This is a genomic window from Gammaproteobacteria bacterium (genome assembly GCA_033720895.1).
In the GTDB taxonomy this organism is placed as follows: domain Bacteria; phylum Pseudomonadota; class Gammaproteobacteria; order Natronospirales; family JAJUFS01; genus JAWWBS01.
On sequence record JAWWBS010000048.1, the window covers coordinates 1 to 17900 of the forward strand.

Consider the following 17900-nt stretch of genomic DNA (forward strand, 5'->3'; position numbering starts at 1 on the left):
ATGGGCATTCGTTCCAGCGATATCGAAGTCGGTGTGGATGCGCGCAAGGATCAGCTTCGCCTGCACCCAGCCAGGGCCTCGCTGTATGAAGGTAGCTACTCGGGTGACATCCGTGTAGATGCCCGTCGTGACACGGCGCGCTATTCGGTGGACGAAAAGCTCGAGGGCGTGAAGTTCGGCGCCATGCTTGATGACATGTTCGGTGTCTCACGGCTGTCCGGCGTGACTGCACTGTCCGTTCAAAGTACCGCTGTCGGCAATTCCGTCAATGCCATCAAGCAGAGCCTGGATGGCAAGGTGTCGTTACGCGTGACGGACGGCGCCATCGAAGGCATGAACCTGCGCGAGTCCCTGCGCAAGGCACATGCGAGAGTCGAGAACCGGCCCTACCAGCGCGAGGACATGGCTGAGCGTACTCGCTTTGCCGAGCTGCTCGCGCAAGGTCGGCTGGAGAAGGGGGTTTTCATCAACGAGATACTCGACATGCGGTTGCCCTTCCTGCGTGTCGATGGCGATGGCCGGGCCGACCTGGTTGCGGCAACTGTCGATTACGAGATACGCGCGAAGGTGGTCGAGGATGATTCGCTGGAAGGGTCGCTTGGCGAGCTGTCGGGCCTGGTCATACCGGTGAAAATAACCGGCGATATGGCAGCACCATCCATCAAACCAGCGGTAGGTGAAGCCTTGAAGGCAAAGGCGAAGGCCGAGCTCGACGCAAAGCGCGAGCAGGCGCGGCAGGATGCAAAAAAGGATATCGACGAGAAAAAAGAGGAAGCCGAAGACAAGTTGAAGGACAAGCTGCGAGGGCTGTTTGACTGATGCGCCTGTCCGAGCTTGCGTTGTTCTTGAGCAGCTTTCTGCTGCTGCTGGCACTGCCCGCCAGCTCGGCGGAGTTCGAGACCCTGGAGGTGTCGAGTGCCGATGGTGTCTATCGTGTCGAGGTGGTGGTCGTACTTGATGTCCCCGTGGAGCCGGTGCGCAGGGTGCTTACCGACTATGATCATCTCTGGTGGATCACCGGTGCCATCAAGACGTCACAGCATCTAGATTCACCCACCGAGGGCGTCCATACCGTATTCACGGAATCACGGGTCTGCTTCCTGTTTTTCTGCAAGACCATTGAACAGGTGCAGCGTGTCGATGAAACGAACCCCCTGCATATCGTGTCCAGGGCCTTGCCGGAGTACAGCGATGTGAAGCGCTCGGAAGCGCATTGGATCCTGGAACCACTGGATGGCGAGCAACGCACCCGCATGCACTGGACGCTGGAAATGGAGCCGGACTTCTTCATACCGCCGCTGATCGGTCCCTCGGTGGTCAAGGATGCGCTGCTGGAAGAAGGGCAAGCGTCCGCACGCGGAATCGAGAAGCTTGCCCGCGAACGAATGAATCGCTGAACGATGCCAACCGATTTTTCCATTCGCGTGCTCGACTGGTTCGATGCTCATGGCCGCAAGAGCCTGCCCTGGCAGGCGAATCCGACACCTTACCGGGTGTGGGTATCCGAGATCATGTTGCAGCAGACGCAGGTGGCGACGGTCATTCCTTATTACGAGCGATTCATGGCGTCCTTCCCGGACGTGGTCTCGCTTGCCGATGCCGATGTAGACCAGGTCTTGCATCACTGGTCGGGACTTGGTTATTACGCCCGGGCCAGGAACCTGCACCGGGCGGCGCAGGTCATCAAGCAGGAATACGATGGCGAATTTCCGGCGGACATCGAGGCGGTGGAGCAATTGCCCGGCATTGGCAGGTCGACAGCAGGTGCCATACTCTCGCTGGCCCATGACCAGCGCCATGCCATTCTCGATGGCAATGTGAAGCGCGTGCTGGCAAGGCATGCGGCGGTCGACGGCTGGCCTGGACGGACGGCGGTGTCACGCAGGCTCTGGGAGCTCGCCGAGGCACGCACGCCACATGCTCGGGTGGCCGCGTACAACCAGGCGATGATGGATCTCGGCGCGACGGTCTGCCGCCGCTCGAGCCCGGAATGCGGGCATTGCCCGGTCAGCGGTGATTGCAAGGCACTGTCCGACAACCGCATCGACGAGTTGCCGGGCCGCAAGCCGAAGAAGGCCATCCCGCAAAGGCAGACCGTCATGCTGGTGCAGGAATGCGATGGCAAGGTGTTGCTGGAGCAGCGGCCGCCTAGCGGCCTGTGGGGCGGCTTGTGGAGCCTGCCGGAAGTTGCTGCATTGGAGCGCGTCCTCGGCGAGCTGGATGTGCCTGCCACGGATATTCATGAACTGCCGGTGGTCGACCATGCGTTCAGCCACTATCGTCTCGATATTACGCCCGTGCTGTTGCGCGGCATCACCTCGCCCTCGCTGAACGACCGACCGACGCAATGGTATGATCTCGCCTCGCCGGCGGAGATCGGCCTTGCTGCGCCCGTCCGTCGTATCCTTGATGAAGCCAGAATCGCGCTCGACGCGGCGCGCAGGAGCAGGAAATGAGTCGCATGGTGAATTGCGTGGTGCTGAAGACCGAGAGCGAGGGACTGGATTTCCAGCCTTACCCGGGCGAACTGGGCGAGCGCATCGTCGCCAACGTGTCGAAGGCTGGCTGGCAGAAATGGCTGGCACACCAGACCATGCTGATCAACGAATACCGCCTCAGCACCATGGATCCGAAAGCCCGCAAGTTCCTCGAATCCGAAATGGAGAAGTTCTTCTTCGGAGACGGCTCGGAAAAACCTGAAGGTTTTGTCGCGCCGGAGTGATGTCCTGGCGAGGCTGCTTCAGCTGACCTCGAGATACTGCACGCTGAACAGTTTTTCCGCATCCTGCCAGACATTTTTCACTGCAAGGCCGGCGCGCCCTGCCAGGGCGGCAAACCGCTCCAGCGTGTACTTGTAACTGGATTCGGTGTGTATGGTCTCGCCAGCGGCAAAATCGATTCGAACACCATCAATGTGCACGGCCTGCGCGCGCAGGCTGACCAGGTGCATCTCGATACGATGCAGCTCGTCATTCCAGATGGCCTTGTGCCTGAAGTTTTCCAGGTCGAAGTCCGCATCCAGCTCGCGGTTCAGTCTTGTCAATACATTGAGATTGAAGGTGGCGGTAACGCCGGCGGCATCGTCGTAAGCGCGCTCCAGTGTTGCAGCGTCCTTCTCCAGGTCGACACCGATCAGTACCCCGCCTCCGTGGCCCGCATCACGACGCATGTTCTTCAGCAAGTCGAGCGCATCCTCGGGATCGAAGTTGCCGATGGTGGAGCCGGGAAAATAGACGACGTTGCGCTCGGCCTTGCGAGATGATTCGGGCAGCTCGTACTCGCCGGTGAAGTCGGCGCAGACGGGAATGATCTCGATGTCCTGGAAGTCGGCTGCCAGGGCTTCGGCGCTGGCGACGAGGTGTTCCTTGGAAATTTCCACGGGCACATAGGCCGCCGGTTGCTCCATGTGGGCCAGCAGCGTGCGGATTTTCACCGATGAGCCGGACCCGTACTCGATCAGCATGGCGCGAGGACCAATCGCGTCACAAATCTCCCTGATATTCGCCTTCATGATGCCGAGCTCGGTACGTGTCGGGTAGTACTCGGGCAGTTCGCAGATGTCATCGAAAAGCTGCGATCCCCTTTCGTCATAGAAGTACATGGACGACAGCCACTTGTCGGGTGCCTGCAGCGATGCGAGTACTTCGCTGCGCATGTCCGATGCGCGTGGATGAAAGTCGTGGAGTTCGAGATCCTGTTCCGTTTCCTGTCGAGTCAAAGCATCGTCCTTGCTCAGCGTGCCAGTCGGAGGCCAGTGAATTGCCAGCGATCCGGAGGATAGAAGAAATTTCGGTAGGTGCTCCTGATGTGGTCGCGTGATGTCGCGCAGGAACCGCCACGCAGCACGAACTGGCCACTCATGAATTTGCCGTTGTATTCGCCAATCGCGCCTGCCGGAGGAGAGTAGCCAGGATAGGGCGAGTAGCTCGAGCGCGTCCATTCCCACACATCGCCCCAGACCTGCGAAACGGGCTGGCTGTCGGCGGCGTCCGGATGGAAGCGACCGAGGTCGGCCGTGTTGGCCGGCATGCGGGTGTCCTGCTGGCGGGCAAAGACTTCCCACTCGAACTCCGTCGGCAACCTGGCACCTTCCCAGTGCTTGCCGGCCCAGCTGGCGTAGGCATCCGCTTCGAAATAGGAAAGGTGCGAGACGGGCGCATCCGGATTCAGGGCCTGGACGCCGCCAAGAGTGAATTCGCTGGCCAGGTCTTCCTGCCAGTAGAAGGGGCGGCTCCAATCCTCGGCCAGGATGGTCGCCCAGCCCTCCGAGAGCCACCAGCGCGGTTCGCGGTAGCCTCCTGCAAGGATGAATTCCCGGTACTCGCGATTGGTGACAGGCCGGTTCGCCATGGCGAAATCCTGCAGCAGGACCTGGTGGGCCGGACCCTCGTTGTCGAAATGGAACCCCGGGCCGGCCTGGCCGACATCATGGATGCCGCCCGCGAAATCGATGAAAGCCAGCTCGGCTGCTCGTGCACCAGAGCCCTCCGGCATGTCGTGATACGCCGGCTTGAGCGGATTCTGCGACAGCACGTGTTTGATATCGGTCAGCAGCAGTTCCTGGTGTTGCTGCTCATGCTGGATGCCCAGCTCGACCAGCACGCCAACATGGGCGGCCTTGTCTTCATCCAGGCGATCCAGCAGCTGCTCCATGTGCTTGTCGACGTGCTGCCGGTAGGCAAGGATTTCGGCAACCGAAGGCCTCGACAGGAAGCCGCGCTCGGCACGGCGGTGCATCTGGCCGACCTGGTAGTAGTACGAATTGAACAGGTAGCCAAAGCGCTCGTCGTAGGCCGCGTAACCCGGCAGGTGCGGGGCCAGCAGGAAATTCTCGAAAAACCAGCTGACATGCGCCAGGTGCCACTTGGTCGGGCTGACGTCCGGCATGGACTGTACCACCATGTCCTCCGGGCTCAACGGGGCGGCGAGCGCTTCCGTGAACGAGCGGGTTGACCGGTAGCGGTGGCCGAGAGACTCGGCGCCTGGCTGGAATTCGGGGGTGGCGGCCATCGTGAATCCGCGGTTTTGGGGTCCCTCGATGGTACCTCCGGCCCAAGGGGGCGGCAAACCGCGCTTCCCTGCGCTCCCCCCTTGACTCTGGACGGGCAGGCCGGTTTAATACCCGCCTTCGCGCCACCCCAAAGGCGGCAGCGATACCTTCGGATACGGGCCAGGTAGCTCAGTTGGTAGAGCAGGGGATTGAAAATCCCCGTGTCGGCAGTTCGATTCTGTCCCTGGCCACCATATAGAAAAGGCCCGCAGCATGCGCTGCGGGCCTTTTTTCTTGCCGGTCTGTCGAATCGGCTCAGTCGCTCTCAGCCAGTCCCAGGGCTTCGTCGACGCTGCCCTGTGCCAGCGGGTGGTAGCCCGGGCGGGCTTCCTTGTAGATGCGGCGAGCAAATTCCATGTGCTCGGGCGACTTCGCCAGTTCCTCGTACAACGGCACGATCAGCTTGCGACGGCCAATGTCGACGAGGTAGTCCTCGAGCCGTTCGAAGGCCGGATCGTAGTCGTTGCGGATGGCGATCTTCAGCCAGGAGTGGGCGATCTCGTTGTTGCTGGTGCCCGTCAGGCCGAAGCTGCCATCCAGCTCGGCGAGCCGGTCCATTTCCATGGTCTTCGGCATGTTGTTCAGGAAATAAAGCCACTGGTGCACGGTCCAGTTGTCGGTGTCGATGTCCACCGCAGCGAGTGCGCCCTTCAGCCAGGCTGCACGGGCGGTATCGACTTTCTTGAACGCATCCGATTCCGGTACCGGGTGGTCGACCGGCAGGCCTGGCTCGTGGATCCATTCGTTGATGCGGGCCATGTCCAGGGTCTCCGGGAACTTCGCCACGAGCTCGGCTTCAAGGTAGTCCTTGAACTGCTGCGTGGTGATCGACTGGAAGGCGAAGTGATCGAAGTAGTCCTTCAGGAAGGCATCGAAATTGTCCCGGCCGACCTTGTACTCCAGCTCGCGCAGGAACAGCGCACCCTTTTCGTAGGGGATGTTGGAGAACACGTCATCCGGATCGCGCTGGCCGAGCTCGATGTTGAGGACCGTATCCTCGGGCGGCAGTGCGTCGAGTTCGTTCAGGATGTCCTGGTAACCCAGCACGGCTTCCTGTCGCTCGCGTGCCTTGCCATAGACCTCTTCCATGATGCGGTAGGTCAGGTAGGTGGTGAAACCTTCGTTAAGCCACAGGTCGCGCCAGGTGGAATTGGTCACCAGGTTGCCCGACCAGGAATGTGCGAGTTCGTGTGCGATCAGCGAAACCAGCGACTTGTCACCGGCGACCACGGTCGGGGTGATGAAGGACAGGCGTGGATTCTCCATGCCACCGAACGGGAAGCTCGCCGGCAGCATCAGGATGTCGTAACGCCCCCAGCGATACGGGCCGTACAGCGCCTCGGTGACCTCCATCATCCGTTCGGTGTCCTCGAACTCTGCAGCAGCTGCCTCGAGGATGTAGGGCTCGGCGTAGACACCGGTGCGTTCCGACATCGACTGGAAGTCGAGATTGCCGACACCGATCGCGATCAGGTAGGGCGGGATCGCCTGCGGCATGTCGAAATGGTACTCACCATCCTTGTTGATGGTTTCTTCCATCTCGGCGCTCATGGTGGCCAGCAGGTGCTGCGGCGTGCGGATGGTCGCGTCGTACGTCACGCGCACGCCCGGAGTGTCCTGCAAGGGGATGAAGCTGCGAGCATGGATGGCCTGGGCCTGCGAGAAGAGGAACGGGTTTTCCTTGTCGGCTGTCTGCTCCGGGCTCAGCCATTGCAGGCCGGATGCCTGCGGTGAGGTCCGGTAGCTCAGGCGCACGCGATCGGCCTGGTCGTCGAGTGCAATCACAATCGGCTGGCCCAGCGCGCCGAGGGCCTCACCCATGACCCAGTCGGCATCGCTGAATCCCTCGGCCGTGCCGACTTCCACTGCTTCGATGGTCAGGGCACGAGAATCCAGCACCAGCCTGTCAGCCTGCGGGTCGATGCGATCGAGCGACAGGGTTGCGGTACCCGCGAGCTGCTTCGCGTCGAAATCCACGTCGAGATCCAGCGAGACATGCGTGACTCGCACGGCATCGGAATTGGCGAAGGAATGCACGTCCATGCTGGCGGCAGCAAGGCTGGCCGAATCCAGCGCCATCAGCGCGCTGCGATCCGCCTCGGAGGCGGACATGGTTGCCACGCTGTTGTCGGTGTCCGAGCACGCTGCGACCAGCGCGAGGCTGGCGACCAGCAAGGGGAAGAGCAGTTGCTTGTAGAGAGACATGAAGTACCTCATGGCTTGATGAAATGAAAGCAGCTGCAGGACCGTCGAGCAGTCCTGCGGACGAAAATCTGGGTTGTTCAGGTCTCCCGGCGTTCGTGCTGGCCGGGTGTCGCCTCGACATCGGTCTTGCCGGTAGCCGCGACGCGATCCATGCATTGCGATGCCTGGAGGGGCGGGCTGAACAGGTAGCCCTGCATGATGAAGCATTGCCGGTCTTTCAGCCAGTCTGCCTGTTCGCGTGATTCGACGCCCTCGGCGATGACCTTGAGATCGAGCTCCTGGGCGAGTTCGATGGTGGCGCGTGCGATGGCTGCGTCCTCTCGATTCATGGTGACATTGTCGATGAAGGACTTGTCGAGTTTCACTGCGGTGATCGGGAATCGCTTCAGGTAGGTCAGCGACGAGTTGCCGGTGCCGAAATCATCCAGCGCCAGCTGGCAGCCGAGCGCCCGCAGTTTGCGCAGCTTGGTGAGATTGCTGTGGGCATTGGAAAGCGCCACGGTCTCGGTGATTTCGAACATCACGGCGCTCGGGTCCACGCCGACATCCTTGATCATGGCCTCGATATGCTCGACCGCGTCCTCGGCTTCCAGCTGCCGCGGCGAGAGATTGATGCCGGTATAGAAGTCCTTGCCAAAGCGTTCGGTGAAGCGACGCGCCTGCTGCAACGCGGCGCGCAGCGCCCAGTCGCCGAGCGGGCGAATCAGGCCGGTTTCCTCGGCCAGCGGGATGAACTCGGCCGGCGAAATCATGCCGTATTCCGGCGACTCCCAGCGCAGCAAGGCCTCGGCGCCGACATAGGCCTGGGTGGCGCCATGCATTTCGAGCTGGAACGCCAGGAAGAATTCCTCGTTCTCCAGCGCCCGGCGCAGCGCATTCTCGCGTGACAGCCGTGTCAGCGCTTCGGCATGCATGTCGGGCGTGAATATCTGGAAGCCATTGCGCCCCTGGGTCTTGGCACGGTACATGGCGATGTCGGCGTTCTGCAGCAGCAGGTCGTTTTCCTTGCCATGATCGGGAGCGACGGCGATGCCGATGCTGGCCGTCAGTTTCAATTCGGTCGAATCCTCGAGGATGATGGGCTCGGACACTTCCATCAGCAGGCGTCGCGCCACCGTGCGAATCTCGTCGAGCGTGTTCATTTCCTCGACAACGATGATGAATTCGTCACCCGAAAGGCGCGCCACGGTGTTTTCCTGGCGAACCGTCTTCTGCAGCCGTTCGGCAATTTCACGCAACACTTCGTCGCCGACATGATGGCCGAGCGAGTCGTTGATGTGCTTGAAACGATCGAGATCAACGAACAGCACCGCAACCAGCGACTTGTGACGTTGTGATTTTGCCAGCGCACGATCCATTCGGTCCTTCAGCAGGGAGCGATTCGGAAGGTTCGTCAGCTGGTCGAAGTTTGCCATGTCGAGCAGGCGGTGCTCGGCCTGGCGGCGCACGGCGATCTCCCCTGACAGTTCCTTGGCCAGGTCGGCGTAGGCGAAGCGCGCCTGCAGGTCTTCGACAATCTGGTTGAAGCTGCGAATGGTCAATGCAATCAGCAGCGGGAACAGCAGGATCAGGATGGCAACGGCCACCAGGCTCTGCAACGAACCGTTGCCGAGGTGACGCATGATCAGGGGTGCCATCACGATCAACGCAAAGGTCACCGCGTACTTGCGATTGGCGACCAGCATCGGTGTGAAGATGGCGATCACGCCAACCATGACGACCGTCAGCAGCATCTGCCCCGAGGGGCTACCCGGCGGGTACATCAACAGGCCGCCAAAGGCCCAGCCGACAGCCGCAGCAACATTGCCGTACTGGAAGGCCTGGCTCCAGCGACTGGTTTCGGCCAGGGAGAGCTCTTCCTGCGCAAAGCGCCGCGCCAGCCAGGCCCGGCCCGCCGCAATGGCCAGCATGCAGCCCAGCCACAGGCTGATCGAAACCGGATGGGTGCTTTGCCAGAACAGCAGCGTTGCCAGGCCGGCCGCACCGGCGCCGGTGAGGTGCAATCCCCGGGAGTTCCGGTACAGCAGGTTGGTGAGCTCGCCCTCGACCTGGGGGTCAACATCGCGCTTTGGCACGATCACGTTGGCGGCAGTCTTTATTGGCACGCGGGCTCCATGGCGTCGGGACCAAACGCCCATTCTAGGCTGATTTCAAGGCTAAAAGTCGCCGCGCATCACGGTTCTTGACTATTATTAACTTATTGGTACTATCGTGTTCATGGTAACGACAAGGTCACAAATGGTCAGCGGTGCCGGAATCGGTGACTGGAGGCAGGAATGAACAGCACAACGCCGGAAGCGGGCCTGGACAAGGAACTGCAGTTGAAGAAGTTCCAGAAAGAGCTCAACGCGGGCACCGTGGCCTTGCTCTTGCTGACCTTGTTATCGCGCGCCGACAGCCCGCGCTACGGCTACGAGATTGCCAAGGAACTGGAGCAGTACGACAGCCAGGACCTGATCGGCAAGCAGTCCGCGCTGTACCCGGTGCTGCGCAATCTGTCGGGGGGCGGCTTGCTGGAAAGCTGGGTCGAGCCCTCGGTGAGTGGCCCGCCGCGACGGTATTACCGAATCACGTCGGCGGGGCGCGACATGCTGTCGTCCTGGAAGGTCGCCTGGCAGGACACGTCGAACCTGGTGCAAACGCTTTTGATGGAGTCTGGCAATGAACACGAATGACACGAATCCCATGCCACGTACGGTAGAGGAATACCTTGACCAGCTGGCAGCAGCCCTTGGCGATGCCGACCCAGCGCTGCGCCAGGACGCGCTTTACGATGCCGAGGAGTACCTGCGGGCGGAAATCGCACAGCATGCGACCCTGCCGGTCAGCGAAGTGCTGGCCCGTATCGTCAATACCTACGGCGCGCCCCAGGAGGTCGCCGCCACCTACCTGCAGACCGAGGAGACGGTGGCCCGGGCCATGCGCACGCCAAGACGCGTCGGATCACCCACCAGGCGCAACGCCGCGTTGCGATTCTTTGGTGTGTTCGGCGACCTGCGCAGTTATTCGGCACTGTTCTACATGCTCCTGGCGGGCGCTACCGGTGTCTTCTATTTCGCCTGGGTAATGGCGGGACTGGGCCTGTCGATGGGGCTGTTCGTGCTGATCATCGGCATTCCGTTCACCCTGCTGTTCCTTGGCAGCACGCGCATGTTGTCGCTGCTGGAAGGCCGGATCATCGAAACCTTTCTGGGCGTGCGCATGCCGCGCCGCCCGATCTATCCGAACCGGGAGAAAGGCCTGTTTGTCAGTATCAAGAGCATGCTGGTCGATGTCCGCACCTGGACGACCTTGCTGTACATGCTGCTGATGCTGCCACTTGGCATGAGTTATTTCGGCCTGGCGGTCACCAGCCTGTCAGTGTCGCTGAGCCTGATCATCGTGCCGTTCGCGGCGCTCACGGGAGTCGGAGCGTACGACGGTACGTCGATCCAGTTCTGGTACCACGGGCCGCTGCGCTTGCAACTGGACCGTCCGGACCTGCTGGAGGTGCTGTCACTCATGCTGCTCGGGTTCCTGCTGCTGACCGTGTCGTTGCACCTGTACCGTGGCATCGCGGTTTTCCACGGGCACGTGGCCCGCGGTCTGCTGGTGCTGGGTTCGAGAAACTGAGATCGCCTGGCTGACTGTTCCTGGGCGTCAGGAAGCAGCAAGAAAAACGCCTGCATCTGCAGGCGTTTCTTGCTTCACGCGTGGTGTCACGTCGTGACGAGAAGTGGTTCAGGCAACGACCAGCACTACCCCCAGTCCCATCAGGACAAATCCCACAATCTGGCGAGAGTTGAGGTGTTCGCCCAGGAACAGCTTCGACACGATGGCGACGCAGACAACGCCGGAGCTCAGATTCATGGCCGCCATTTCGCTGGCCTGGTAAGTACCGATGCCCCAGCGAATGGCTGAAATGTTCAGCAGGTACTCGGGCAGCACGATGAACCAGCTCACCAGCAGGGCGAAGAAGAAGCCCTTGTGGCGAAAGCGGATGTGCCCAAGCCAGGCGAAAGCCATCAAGGCGCTGGAAGCAAACAGCATGAGTGGAACGGCATAAACAACCATGGCTTATCGGGGTCCCTCTTTCCGGTCCGAGCTTGAAATCAGGATCATGGAAACCCCCATGATGGCGAAGCCAAGCATTTTCTGGCCGGTGAGCTGTTCTCCCAGCACGTAAATCGATACCAGGGCAATACACACCACGCCCGTGCAGAGCCTGAATGCACCCATCTGGCCGCCAGTGAATTTCTTGTAACCGATGCGAAGCGCCATGATGTTGAGCGCATACTCTGGGAGCACGAGCAGCCAGGCAAACAGCGTTGCCATCATGAACGTCAGGTCTTCCTTGAAGCGCAAGTGGCCGAGCCAGGCCGTCGCCATGATGGCGCTGGAAGTAAGCAGCATCGCCGGCACGATCAGGTAGAGCAACTGGCCCTGGTGGTCCTTCTGGCGGGACTTCCCTGCGGGCAGTTCACGGCTGGTCGAGGCGACGGTTGTGGATTCAGGAGTTTCTTTCAAGAGATTGCCCATAATCAGGATTGCAGCATGGCAGGGGGGGCGTGTGTTTCCAGTAACGAAAACGTTGCTGTCAAAATACACGTTCGATGAAGGCGATATCGGGTGTGCTAGGTCATCGCTGAATCACCTACCTGGCGCCGCCTGATCCCTGTTTTTCGCTGGCATCGAGTGTGGCGATGACTGGGCGGGATACTAGAGAGGTTTTGCGCCGGTTTCCAGCCCGGGACCGGCAGACCTTTTTTCCGGTACGACGGGATCGCGCTGGCATGGTGTGCCAGGGTAGGATCCGCCCCTTGGCTGGATTTCCCGCGGGCGCCGGCAGCCGCTTCACAGGGGTGAAAAAGTTCGATATTATGTAAAAAGATATACCCCTGACGCTGGAATGCCGCATCGTGGATCCCTTTCTCATCATCACCCTGGTCGCGCTGGTCACCGCAATTGTCATGGCTTCGATAGCCTGGCGGCGGCGGGAGCAAGTGCGGGCGGAGCTGCTGGGTAGTGATCGCGAGATTGGCACCTTGTCCTGGGATGATTACTCGGTCCTGATCCGCGAGCACTTCATTGCCAAGGGTTACGTGGTCCGGGAGCATCCTTTCGGTGGCGCGGATTTCGAGCTGGAAAAGCGCGGCCAGCTGTTGCTGGTGCAGTGTGGTCACTGGCGCAGCCGCAAGGTGGGGGAAGAGCAGGTTCGCGATTTCTTCCAGGTCATTGCGGCGCGCAATGCAGCCGGCGGTTATCTCATCACCTCGGGCCGTTTCACGCCATCAGCGCGGGACGCGGCCAAATCCCGGCGAATCAAGCTGATGGACGGCGCGCGGGTCAGGCAGATCCTGGTCAACATGCAGTCCGATGATGGCGACCTCACGGCACCGCGGCCCCAGCAGGATGATGGCGCAACCGAACCGCGCCGCGTGGTGCTCTGTCCGCGCTGCGGACGTGCGATGCTGAAGCGCTATGAACGCCATGGCGGCGAATCCCGACCCTATTACGGTTGCGTGCGTGCACCGAGCTGCAAGGGGCGTCGCGACATCGCCTGAAGCAGTCGCACTTGGCGCAGCTATAATGGTGGGAAACCAAAGCAGGGCGTCTCATGCCGGTAGCGGCCAGTGCTGAATTGATCACCTTTATTGGCGTTGTCACCCAGATGACGGCGTTCGCCTTGCTCTCTATCGTGTTCCTGCTGCTGACCCGTCTCTCCGACCGGCGCGAATATTTCCAGGCCTGGGTCGTTGCCTGGATTTTCTACACGGCCGCCCTGGTGGTGCTGGTACCGGCGATCGCCAATGGCCGGATTGTCGAGACCCTGTCGTTTTCGAACGGTGGTGCCTGGATCGCCCTCAGCGTTTCCTGCTACGTCATGTTCAAGCTGATGACCTTGACCGCGCTGCTGGCGGGCATCCTGCAGTTCTGTCGCCACTTCTCGCTGAAGCCGTACCTGGTGTGGATGACGCCCGGCATCGTTGTTTACACTGTCATCACCCTGTCCAGTGCCCGCAATGCGCTGGATGTCGCGTCCTGGCTGGCCATTCCGACTGTGGCGGTTGCGACGTATTCCGCCTGGTTGCTCTGGCGCCTGCCCCGGCCCCGCCGCACGCTGGGAACACGCACCGCCTGCGCGGCGCTGGCCATGTTCGCCGTTGCCTGGGCCCTCTACCTGCCGGCCTTTTCCCACGTGGCGGCCGAGCCCTGGCATGACCATGGCGGCTGGCGGCTGGTGATTACGCAATACAACGGCTTTATCGACACCTTTATCGGCATCCTGCTGGCGATCGGCATGATCCTGATCGTGCTGGAAGACACCCTGCTCGAGGTCCGTGCCGCCTATCGCGAACTGACCAGTACGCACGAGGAGCTGCGCAAGGAATCCTACGTGGACCCATTGACCGGCGCGCTGAATCGCCGGGCCTTTGATGATGGCTTCGGGCTTGATACCGCCCTGGCAGCCTTCGGCACGGTGGCCATGCTGGACCTCGATGACCTCAAGCCCGTCAACGACAAATTTGGGCATGAAGCCGGCGATCGCCTGCTCGTGTGGGTGGTTACGGCCTTGCGCAGCAACCTGCGGCCGACCGACAAGCTCTACCGCTGGGGTGGCGACGAGTTCCTGCTGGTGCTGCCGCGTGCAGCGGCCGAGGCCACGGTCCATCGTCTCCGGGAAATCCTGGGCAGCATCCCGCCACGGCCAGTGGTCCCCGGCGGCCAGCCGCAGACACCGGCGGTCAGTATTGGTGCGGCCGAATTCACCAGTGGTGAGGCAGTGGACGATGCCGTGCAGCTGGCTGATGAGCGCATGTACCTGGACAAGCGGCAACGGAAAGGCTTGCTTAAAAGCGGCGAAACCCAGCGAAAACGCGCTCAAAAACCCGCAAATCTCTAGAATTTCAGTTTTCGAGATGGTGACGAATGGTCCCTCGCCGGACAGTCGCGGATGCGCTTGTGCCGGCAGGGCGGGGGCGTATACTCGAGTAGTCCGCCCATGGCGGATGCTTAACGGTTTCATGTCCGACAGGACGTCAACCGGCCATAAGGGGGTCAGTGCCCGCGTCAGCGCCTCGTAGGGAAGGCTGATGACGCGGGCACTGCTTTATCCGGCCCACCGTTTCTCGTCCTGGCGGCCCGATCGGGCCGATTTTTCTCGCGGTACACCAAAAAATTGCGCCACAGGGCTTGCGCCGGAGCGCGCATGGCCTTAAACTTGAATCTGTATTCAGGTTCAGGTTGGTAGCATGACCAAGCAACGTGAAGCCCCGGCAGAGCCCGTACAGGAGCGTTCTCGCAAGACGATGAACGACATCCTGGACGCCGCCGAGGCGTTGTTGACCAAGTCATCCATCGACCGCGTGGGTATTGCGGAAATCGCGGCAAAAGCCGGTGTGGCAGCAGGCAGCTTCTACACCCGCTTTGTCGACAAGGAAGATCTCCTGGCGCGGTTGTTCGAGCGCTATGTCGAAGATCTCCATCGCACCAAGGACGAGGTGGTACCGCAGCTGGAACAGGAAGAGCGACTGGAGCGTCGACTCGAGATTGTCATCGAAGCGGTGACCAACCTGTTCACCAACCGCCGCGGTGTGGTGCGGTCCGTGATCATGAAGATCCGCCACGACCCTGATTACCAGAACCCCGAGATGATGCAGGAATTCCTCGGGTTCTATGACCTCGCCGGCCAGTTGCTGGTTGGTGATGGCCGGGAAGTGAGAGCGAAGAACCCGGCTGCCGCAGGCCGTTTCTGCATGCAGCTGATCGCCTCCTTCAGCCGCGACGCCATTCTGTTCGAGGAGTTTCCCGTGCAGATGGCATCGCCGAGCAAGGACCCGGCGTTCAAGGTCGCGCTAAAACAGGCCTGCCTCGGCGTTTTGCGAGGCGTCTGATAAAGCGTCCTTGACCTGCAAAGGTTTCATTTTTTCCAAGGCCGGAAGGAATGGATGGGTGGATGTCATCCCCCCCGAGTGTCAGACAAGTGCAGCGTTTTCTCCCCCTTTGACGCGCACTTCCAGGCACCACCCATCATGCCCACGGACGGGTACGTGCTGATCCCTCGGAAGAGGGTTTCGCCCGGGCGGTTGCCGCCAGGCAATCGCCCGGGTGGTCTTTTTGACCGAATTCTGTTGTCGGGTTCGCCCGCAACCGATCCTCCTGCTTGTTCGCCCGCGCTGCACGTCGCGGGCTTTTTTTTGCCTGCGACCCGCCATGCCGCTCGCCCCGCAAAATCAGCCGCGTGGCGGAAAATCCTGAAAATTCAAGCGCTTCAGACATAATCACTGGCATTTTCCGGCCAGCTTGGTAGATTGCGCAGGGACGGCCGACCGGCTCATGGCGGCCTGCCCGTAATGCACTCCAGAGGAATTGACCATGAAAAAACTGATTCTCGGCTTCACCGCTGCCTTTGCCCTGTTCGGCATGACGTCTGCCGCCCACGCCATCGACACGGATTTCGGTGTCAAGGCTGGCCAGTATTCCGTCGACGGTGATGACACGGCCGCCACCACTGCCGGCCTGGTGTACACGCTCGACCTGGTTGGCATTGTCGGTGTCGAGTTCGAAGCCAACACCACGCTGTCCGACGGCGATTTCGGTGGCGTCGACTACTCCGCCACGCAGCTGGGTGCCTATGGTGTCCTGATGACGCCGGGCCCGATCTACTTCAAGGGCAAGGCTGGCTTCAACTATGCCGACATCGATATCGGTGGCGTGTCGGATAACGACAGCAACCTCGCATACGGCATCGGCGTGGGCGCCTTCGGCTTCGAGCTCGAGTACACCCGGACCGAGTTCAACGAGGCCGACGTCGACTTCCTGTCGTTGAGTTTCAAGTTCTGAGCCCAGGCCAGACGCAGAAAAGCCCCGCCATTGGCGGGGCTTTTTTTTGCGTGCAGGCGTGGCTGCAGCTACATGCCTCGCTGCTTGAGGTCGCGGGACATCCTGACGAATCCCCAGGCGCCGAGCGTGGTCACCAGCAGTGGCAAGAACAGCACGTAACGACCATACCCCGGCGCCCGCGTCTCGATGAGGTGGTATATCCACACGCCGGACAGGGGTGCGATCAATCCGCGGATGCCGGTCAGCGTCACGTGTGCACCCATGTACATCGAAGCGCGCTCTGCGGACGAGAAATCATTGTGACCCAGGTTCCAGCCCAGTACGCCGCCAGCCATGCCGATGCCATGCAGTACTGCCGCCAGCCAGAAGAGTTCCGGCATGTCAGTGGCAACGGCGGTGCAGTAGGCGACGAAGGTAATGACGAAAGACCAGCTTTGCTTGGCGCGGTAATGCACCACGTGACCGCGGTCCAGCAGGCGTGACCACCAGGAAATCGAGATGGTGATCATCAGCAGCGGAATGGACGAGGTGATCAGCATCTGTGACAGCTGGCTCATGCCATAACGCTCGGTCATCAGGATGATCAGCACCGGCACCATGGCCAGGTTGCCACCGCCAAACGCAAACATCAGTCGCATGTAACGCCGGAAATCGATGTCGTCGCGCAAGACCCGGATCATTGCCATTGGTCCGATCAGCCGCGGCTCGTCGCGCTCCACCTCGCGTTCCTTGCGCAGCAGGATCTTGTGACGCCTTACTCGCAGTCGCTTGTAGGTCAGCGCGCCGGCGAAACCGAGAAGGGCAAGCAGCGGATAGAAGTAGCGATAGGCCTCCGGTTCGAACTTGAGGGCAACGCCCAGCAGGATGCCGGTCGAACCCATTACCAGTGTCATCGCCCGCACCAGCCGACCGGCCATCTTGCCCATCTGCGCGCGCGGGAAGTTTGCGCGCCAGACGGTGGCGCGCAGCGTGGTGACGCCGGCCCAGCAACAGCGTGCGACCAGGGAGCCGCAGGTCATCAGCGCAAGGCCGATGGCGTTCACCGGTGCAAAGGCAATCATCAGCAGGCCGAGCATGGTCAGTGATTGCAGCAGGAACAGGAAACGGATCTTGTCACGGCCCTGGCTGGCCGATGCCCAGAGGAAACTGGTGACGTTCGCGAGTGCCGGCGCACCGGCGACGATGGCCACAGCAGTATTCAGCCAGGCCGGGTCGATCAGGCCATCGAACAGGTTCTTGACCAGCACGCCGACCACGCCACCTTCGACCGCACCCAGTGCAAGCGCCAGCAATGACCAGGCGCGCAGTTCGCGCGGATAGGTCGGCCGTACCATGAACGGCAGTCGAGAGAGATTTGTGGACCGGGCAGAGGGCAAGTGTTTCGGCTCCACGCTTGGCGGAGCCGTATTCTATCGCGAATGGCGCAAAGTCTCAGCCGCCAGGACGCGCCAGGGCCTCAGCTGATGGCCAGCAGGTTCAGGAACTCGCGCCGGGTCTTCGGTCCGTAGGTCCTGAAATGCGGGTCCGGTGCGTTCGCGTAGTTTTCCTGTTGCTGCGCAATGTTGTCGTTGCCGCTGAAGCGTTTTGCGTCGTCGAGATTGAGGCCATAGGGCTTCAAGGCATTCAGTCCGAAGATTTTCGCGCGCAGGCCGGCTGACATGGGCGCGTAACCGAATTCCTGCTGCAGCTGTTCGGAAATCTGGAAGCTGCGAAAGGCCTGGATCTGGTCCTGCGGCGAGCCATACCAGATCGAATCGGTGCCCCACAGCACGTTGTTCTCGCCCAGGTACTTCACCAGCTTGCCCAGCACATGGGCGGCGGA

18 protein-coding genes and 1 tRNA gene are annotated in these 17900 nt (G+C 61.2%); 11 read left to right on the forward strand and 8 right to left on the reverse strand.

Annotation, left to right across the window (positions count from 1 at the left end; translation table 11 throughout):
- The 4 genes from R3217_07805 to R3217_07820 form a co-directional block, all read left to right on the forward strand.
- Nucleotides 1-819, forward strand: an 819-nt coding sequence (locus R3217_07805) for an AsmA family protein (protein ID MDX1455341.1), incomplete at its 5' end; no start/stop codon positions are given.
- A gap of 26 nt (nucleotides 820-845) precedes the next feature.
- Nucleotides 846-1397 carry an SRPBCC family protein gene (locus R3217_07810; protein MDX1455342.1) on the forward strand — a complete coding sequence of 184 codons (552 nt, stop codon included), beginning with the start codon at nucleotides 846-848 and terminating at the stop codon, nucleotides 1395-1397.
- 3 nt (nucleotides 1398-1400) lie between these two features.
- Nucleotides 1401-2456, forward strand: a complete 1056-nt coding sequence (gene mutY, locus R3217_07815) for an A/G-specific adenine glycosylase (protein ID MDX1455343.1) — start codon at nucleotides 1401-1403, stop codon at nucleotides 2454-2456.
- Nucleotides 2453-2722, forward strand: a complete 270-nt coding sequence (locus R3217_07820) for an oxidative damage protection protein (GenBank protein MDX1455344.1) — start codon at nucleotides 2453-2455, stop codon at nucleotides 2720-2722. Before mutY ends, R3217_07820 begins: the two co-directional genes overlap by 4 nt.
- An 18-nt stretch (nucleotides 2723-2740) precedes the next feature.
- Here the strand turns inward: R3217_07820 and egtD are convergent, their stop codons facing one another.
- Together egtD and egtB are read right to left on the reverse strand one after the other, a co-directional pair.
- Nucleotides 2741-3718 carry an L-histidine N(alpha)-methyltransferase gene (egtD, locus tag R3217_07825; protein MDX1455345.1) on the reverse strand — a complete coding sequence of 326 codons (978 nt, stop codon included), beginning with the start codon at nucleotides 3716-3718 and terminating at the stop codon, nucleotides 2741-2743.
- Nucleotides 3719-3732: 14 nt separating this feature from the next.
- Nucleotides 3733-5010 (reverse strand): ergothioneine biosynthesis protein EgtB, encoded by a 1278-nt coding sequence (gene egtB, locus R3217_07830; GenBank protein ID MDX1455346.1) that lies wholly within the window; start codon nucleotides 5008-5010, stop codon nucleotides 3733-3735.
- 158 nt (nucleotides 5011-5168) lie between these two features.
- Here egtB and R3217_07835 point away from each other — a divergent pair.
- Nucleotides 5169-5244, forward strand: a tRNA-Phe gene (locus tag R3217_07835).
- A 61-nt stretch (nucleotides 5245-5305) separates the two neighbouring features.
- Here the strand turns inward: R3217_07835 and R3217_07840 are convergent.
- Both R3217_07840 and R3217_07845 read right to left on the reverse strand, forming a co-directional pair.
- Nucleotides 5306-7162 carry a M1 family metallopeptidase gene (locus R3217_07840; GenBank protein MDX1455347.1) on the reverse strand — a complete coding sequence of 619 codons (1857 nt, stop codon included), beginning with the start codon at nucleotides 7160-7162 and terminating at the stop codon, nucleotides 5306-5308.
- A 170-nt stretch (nucleotides 7163-7332) separates the two neighbouring features.
- A complete protein-coding gene (locus tag R3217_07845; GenBank protein ID MDX1455348.1) occupies nucleotides 7333-9360 on the reverse strand; it encodes an EAL domain-containing protein in 2028 nt (675 codons plus the stop codon).
- A 171-nt stretch (nucleotides 9361-9531) separates the two neighbouring features.
- Between R3217_07845 and R3217_07850 the strand changes: the two genes are divergently transcribed.
- Nucleotides 9532-9930 (forward strand): PadR family transcriptional regulator, encoded by a 399-nt coding sequence (locus R3217_07850; GenBank protein MDX1455349.1) that lies wholly within the window; start codon nucleotides 9532-9534, stop codon nucleotides 9928-9930.
- Nucleotides 9917-10867, forward strand: coding sequence for a sensor domain-containing protein (locus tag R3217_07855; protein MDX1455350.1), 951 nt, complete (start codon nucleotides 9917-9919; stop codon nucleotides 10865-10867). The genes R3217_07850 and R3217_07855 overlap by 14 nt, the downstream gene beginning before the upstream one ends.
- 108 nt (nucleotides 10868-10975) lie before the next feature.
- On the opposite strand, the gene R3217_07860 is transcribed toward R3217_07855, so the two are convergent.
- Together R3217_07860 and R3217_07865 are read right to left on the reverse strand one after the other, a co-directional pair.
- Nucleotides 10976-11308, reverse strand: a complete 333-nt coding sequence (locus R3217_07860) for a DMT family protein (GenBank protein ID MDX1455351.1) — start codon at nucleotides 11306-11308, stop codon at nucleotides 10976-10978.
- Between the two features lie 3 nt (nucleotides 11309-11311).
- Entirely contained in the window at nucleotides 11312-11761 is a 450-nt protein-coding gene (locus R3217_07865) for a DMT family protein (protein ID MDX1455352.1), read from the reverse strand.
- Nucleotides 11762-12153: 392 nt separating this feature from the next.
- Between R3217_07865 and R3217_07870 the strand changes: the two genes are divergently transcribed.
- The 4 genes from R3217_07870 to R3217_07885 all read left to right on the forward strand — a co-directional run bounded on the left by R3217_07870 (nucleotide 12154) and on the right by R3217_07885 (nucleotide 16078).
- On the forward strand, nucleotides 12154-12798 hold the full coding sequence (locus R3217_07870) for a restriction endonuclease (protein ID MDX1455353.1): 645 nt from the start codon (nucleotides 12154-12156) through the stop codon (nucleotides 12796-12798).
- Nucleotides 12799-12851: 53 nt separating this feature from the next.
- The gene (locus R3217_07875) at nucleotides 12852-14138 is read left to right on the forward strand and encodes a GGDEF domain-containing protein (GenBank protein ID MDX1455354.1); all 1287 of its coding nucleotides are present in this window, start codon (nucleotides 12852-12854) and stop codon (nucleotides 14136-14138) included.
- A 349-nt stretch (nucleotides 14139-14487) separates the two neighbouring features.
- The gene (locus R3217_07880; GenBank protein MDX1455355.1) at nucleotides 14488-15129 is read left to right on the forward strand and encodes a TetR/AcrR family transcriptional regulator; all 642 of its coding nucleotides are present in this window, start codon (nucleotides 14488-14490) and stop codon (nucleotides 15127-15129) included.
- A gap of 481 nt (nucleotides 15130-15610) precedes the next feature.
- Nucleotides 15611-16078 (forward strand): hypothetical protein, encoded by a 468-nt coding sequence (locus R3217_07885; GenBank protein ID MDX1455356.1) that lies wholly within the window; start codon nucleotides 15611-15613, stop codon nucleotides 16076-16078.
- Between the two features lie 68 nt (nucleotides 16079-16146).
- Here R3217_07885 and R3217_07890 read toward each other — a convergent pair whose 3' ends face one another.
- Nucleotides 16147-17412, reverse strand: a complete 1266-nt coding sequence (locus R3217_07890) for an MFS transporter (GenBank protein ID MDX1455357.1) — start codon at nucleotides 17410-17412, stop codon at nucleotides 16147-16149.
- 122 nt (nucleotides 17413-17534) lie between these two features.
- Nucleotides 17535-17900, reverse strand: a 366-nt coding sequence (locus tag R3217_07895; protein ID MDX1455358.1) for an amidohydrolase, incomplete at its 5' end; no start/stop codon positions are given.

Excerpts from the sequence above, each read along its gene's own strand:
- R3217_07885 (MDX1455356.1), top strand. The coding sequence starts at position 15,611 with ATGAAAAAACTGATTCTCGGCTTCACCGCTGCCTTTGCCCTGTTCGGC.
- R3217_07820 (MDX1455344.1), top strand. The coding sequence starts at position 2,453 with ATGAGTCGCATGGTGAATTGCGTGGTGCTGAAGACCGAGAGCGAGGGA.
- R3217_07850 (MDX1455349.1), top strand. The coding sequence starts at position 9,532 with ATGAACAGCACAACGCCGGAAGCGGGCCTGGACAAGGAACTGCAGTTG.
- mutY (MDX1455343.1), top strand. The coding sequence starts at position 1,401 with ATGCCAACCGATTTTTCCATTCGCGTGCTCGACTGGTTCGATGCTCAT.
- R3217_07875 (MDX1455354.1), top strand. The coding sequence starts at position 12,852 with ATGCCGGTAGCGGCCAGTGCTGAATTGATCACCTTTATTGGCGTTGTC.
- R3217_07880 (MDX1455355.1), top strand. The coding sequence starts at position 14,488 with ATGACCAAGCAACGTGAAGCCCCGGCAGAGCCCGTACAGGAGCGTTCT.
- egtB (MDX1455346.1), bottom strand. The coding sequence starts at position 5,010 with ATGGCCGCCACCCCCGAATTCCAGCCAGGCGCCGAGTCTCTCGGCCAC.
- R3217_07860 (MDX1455351.1), bottom strand. The coding sequence starts at position 11,308 with ATGGTTGTTTATGCCGTTCCACTCATGCTGTTTGCTTCCAGCGCCTTG.
- R3217_07855 (MDX1455350.1), top strand. The coding sequence starts at position 9,917 with ATGAACACGAATGACACGAATCCCATGCCACGTACGGTAGAGGAATAC.
- R3217_07840 (MDX1455347.1), bottom strand. The coding sequence starts at position 7,162 with ATGTCCGCCTCCGAGGCGGATCGCAGCGCGCTGATGGCGCTGGATTCG.
- R3217_07890 (MDX1455357.1), bottom strand. The coding sequence starts at position 17,412 with ATGGTACGGCCGACCTATCCGCGCGAACTGCGCGCCTGGTCATTGCTG.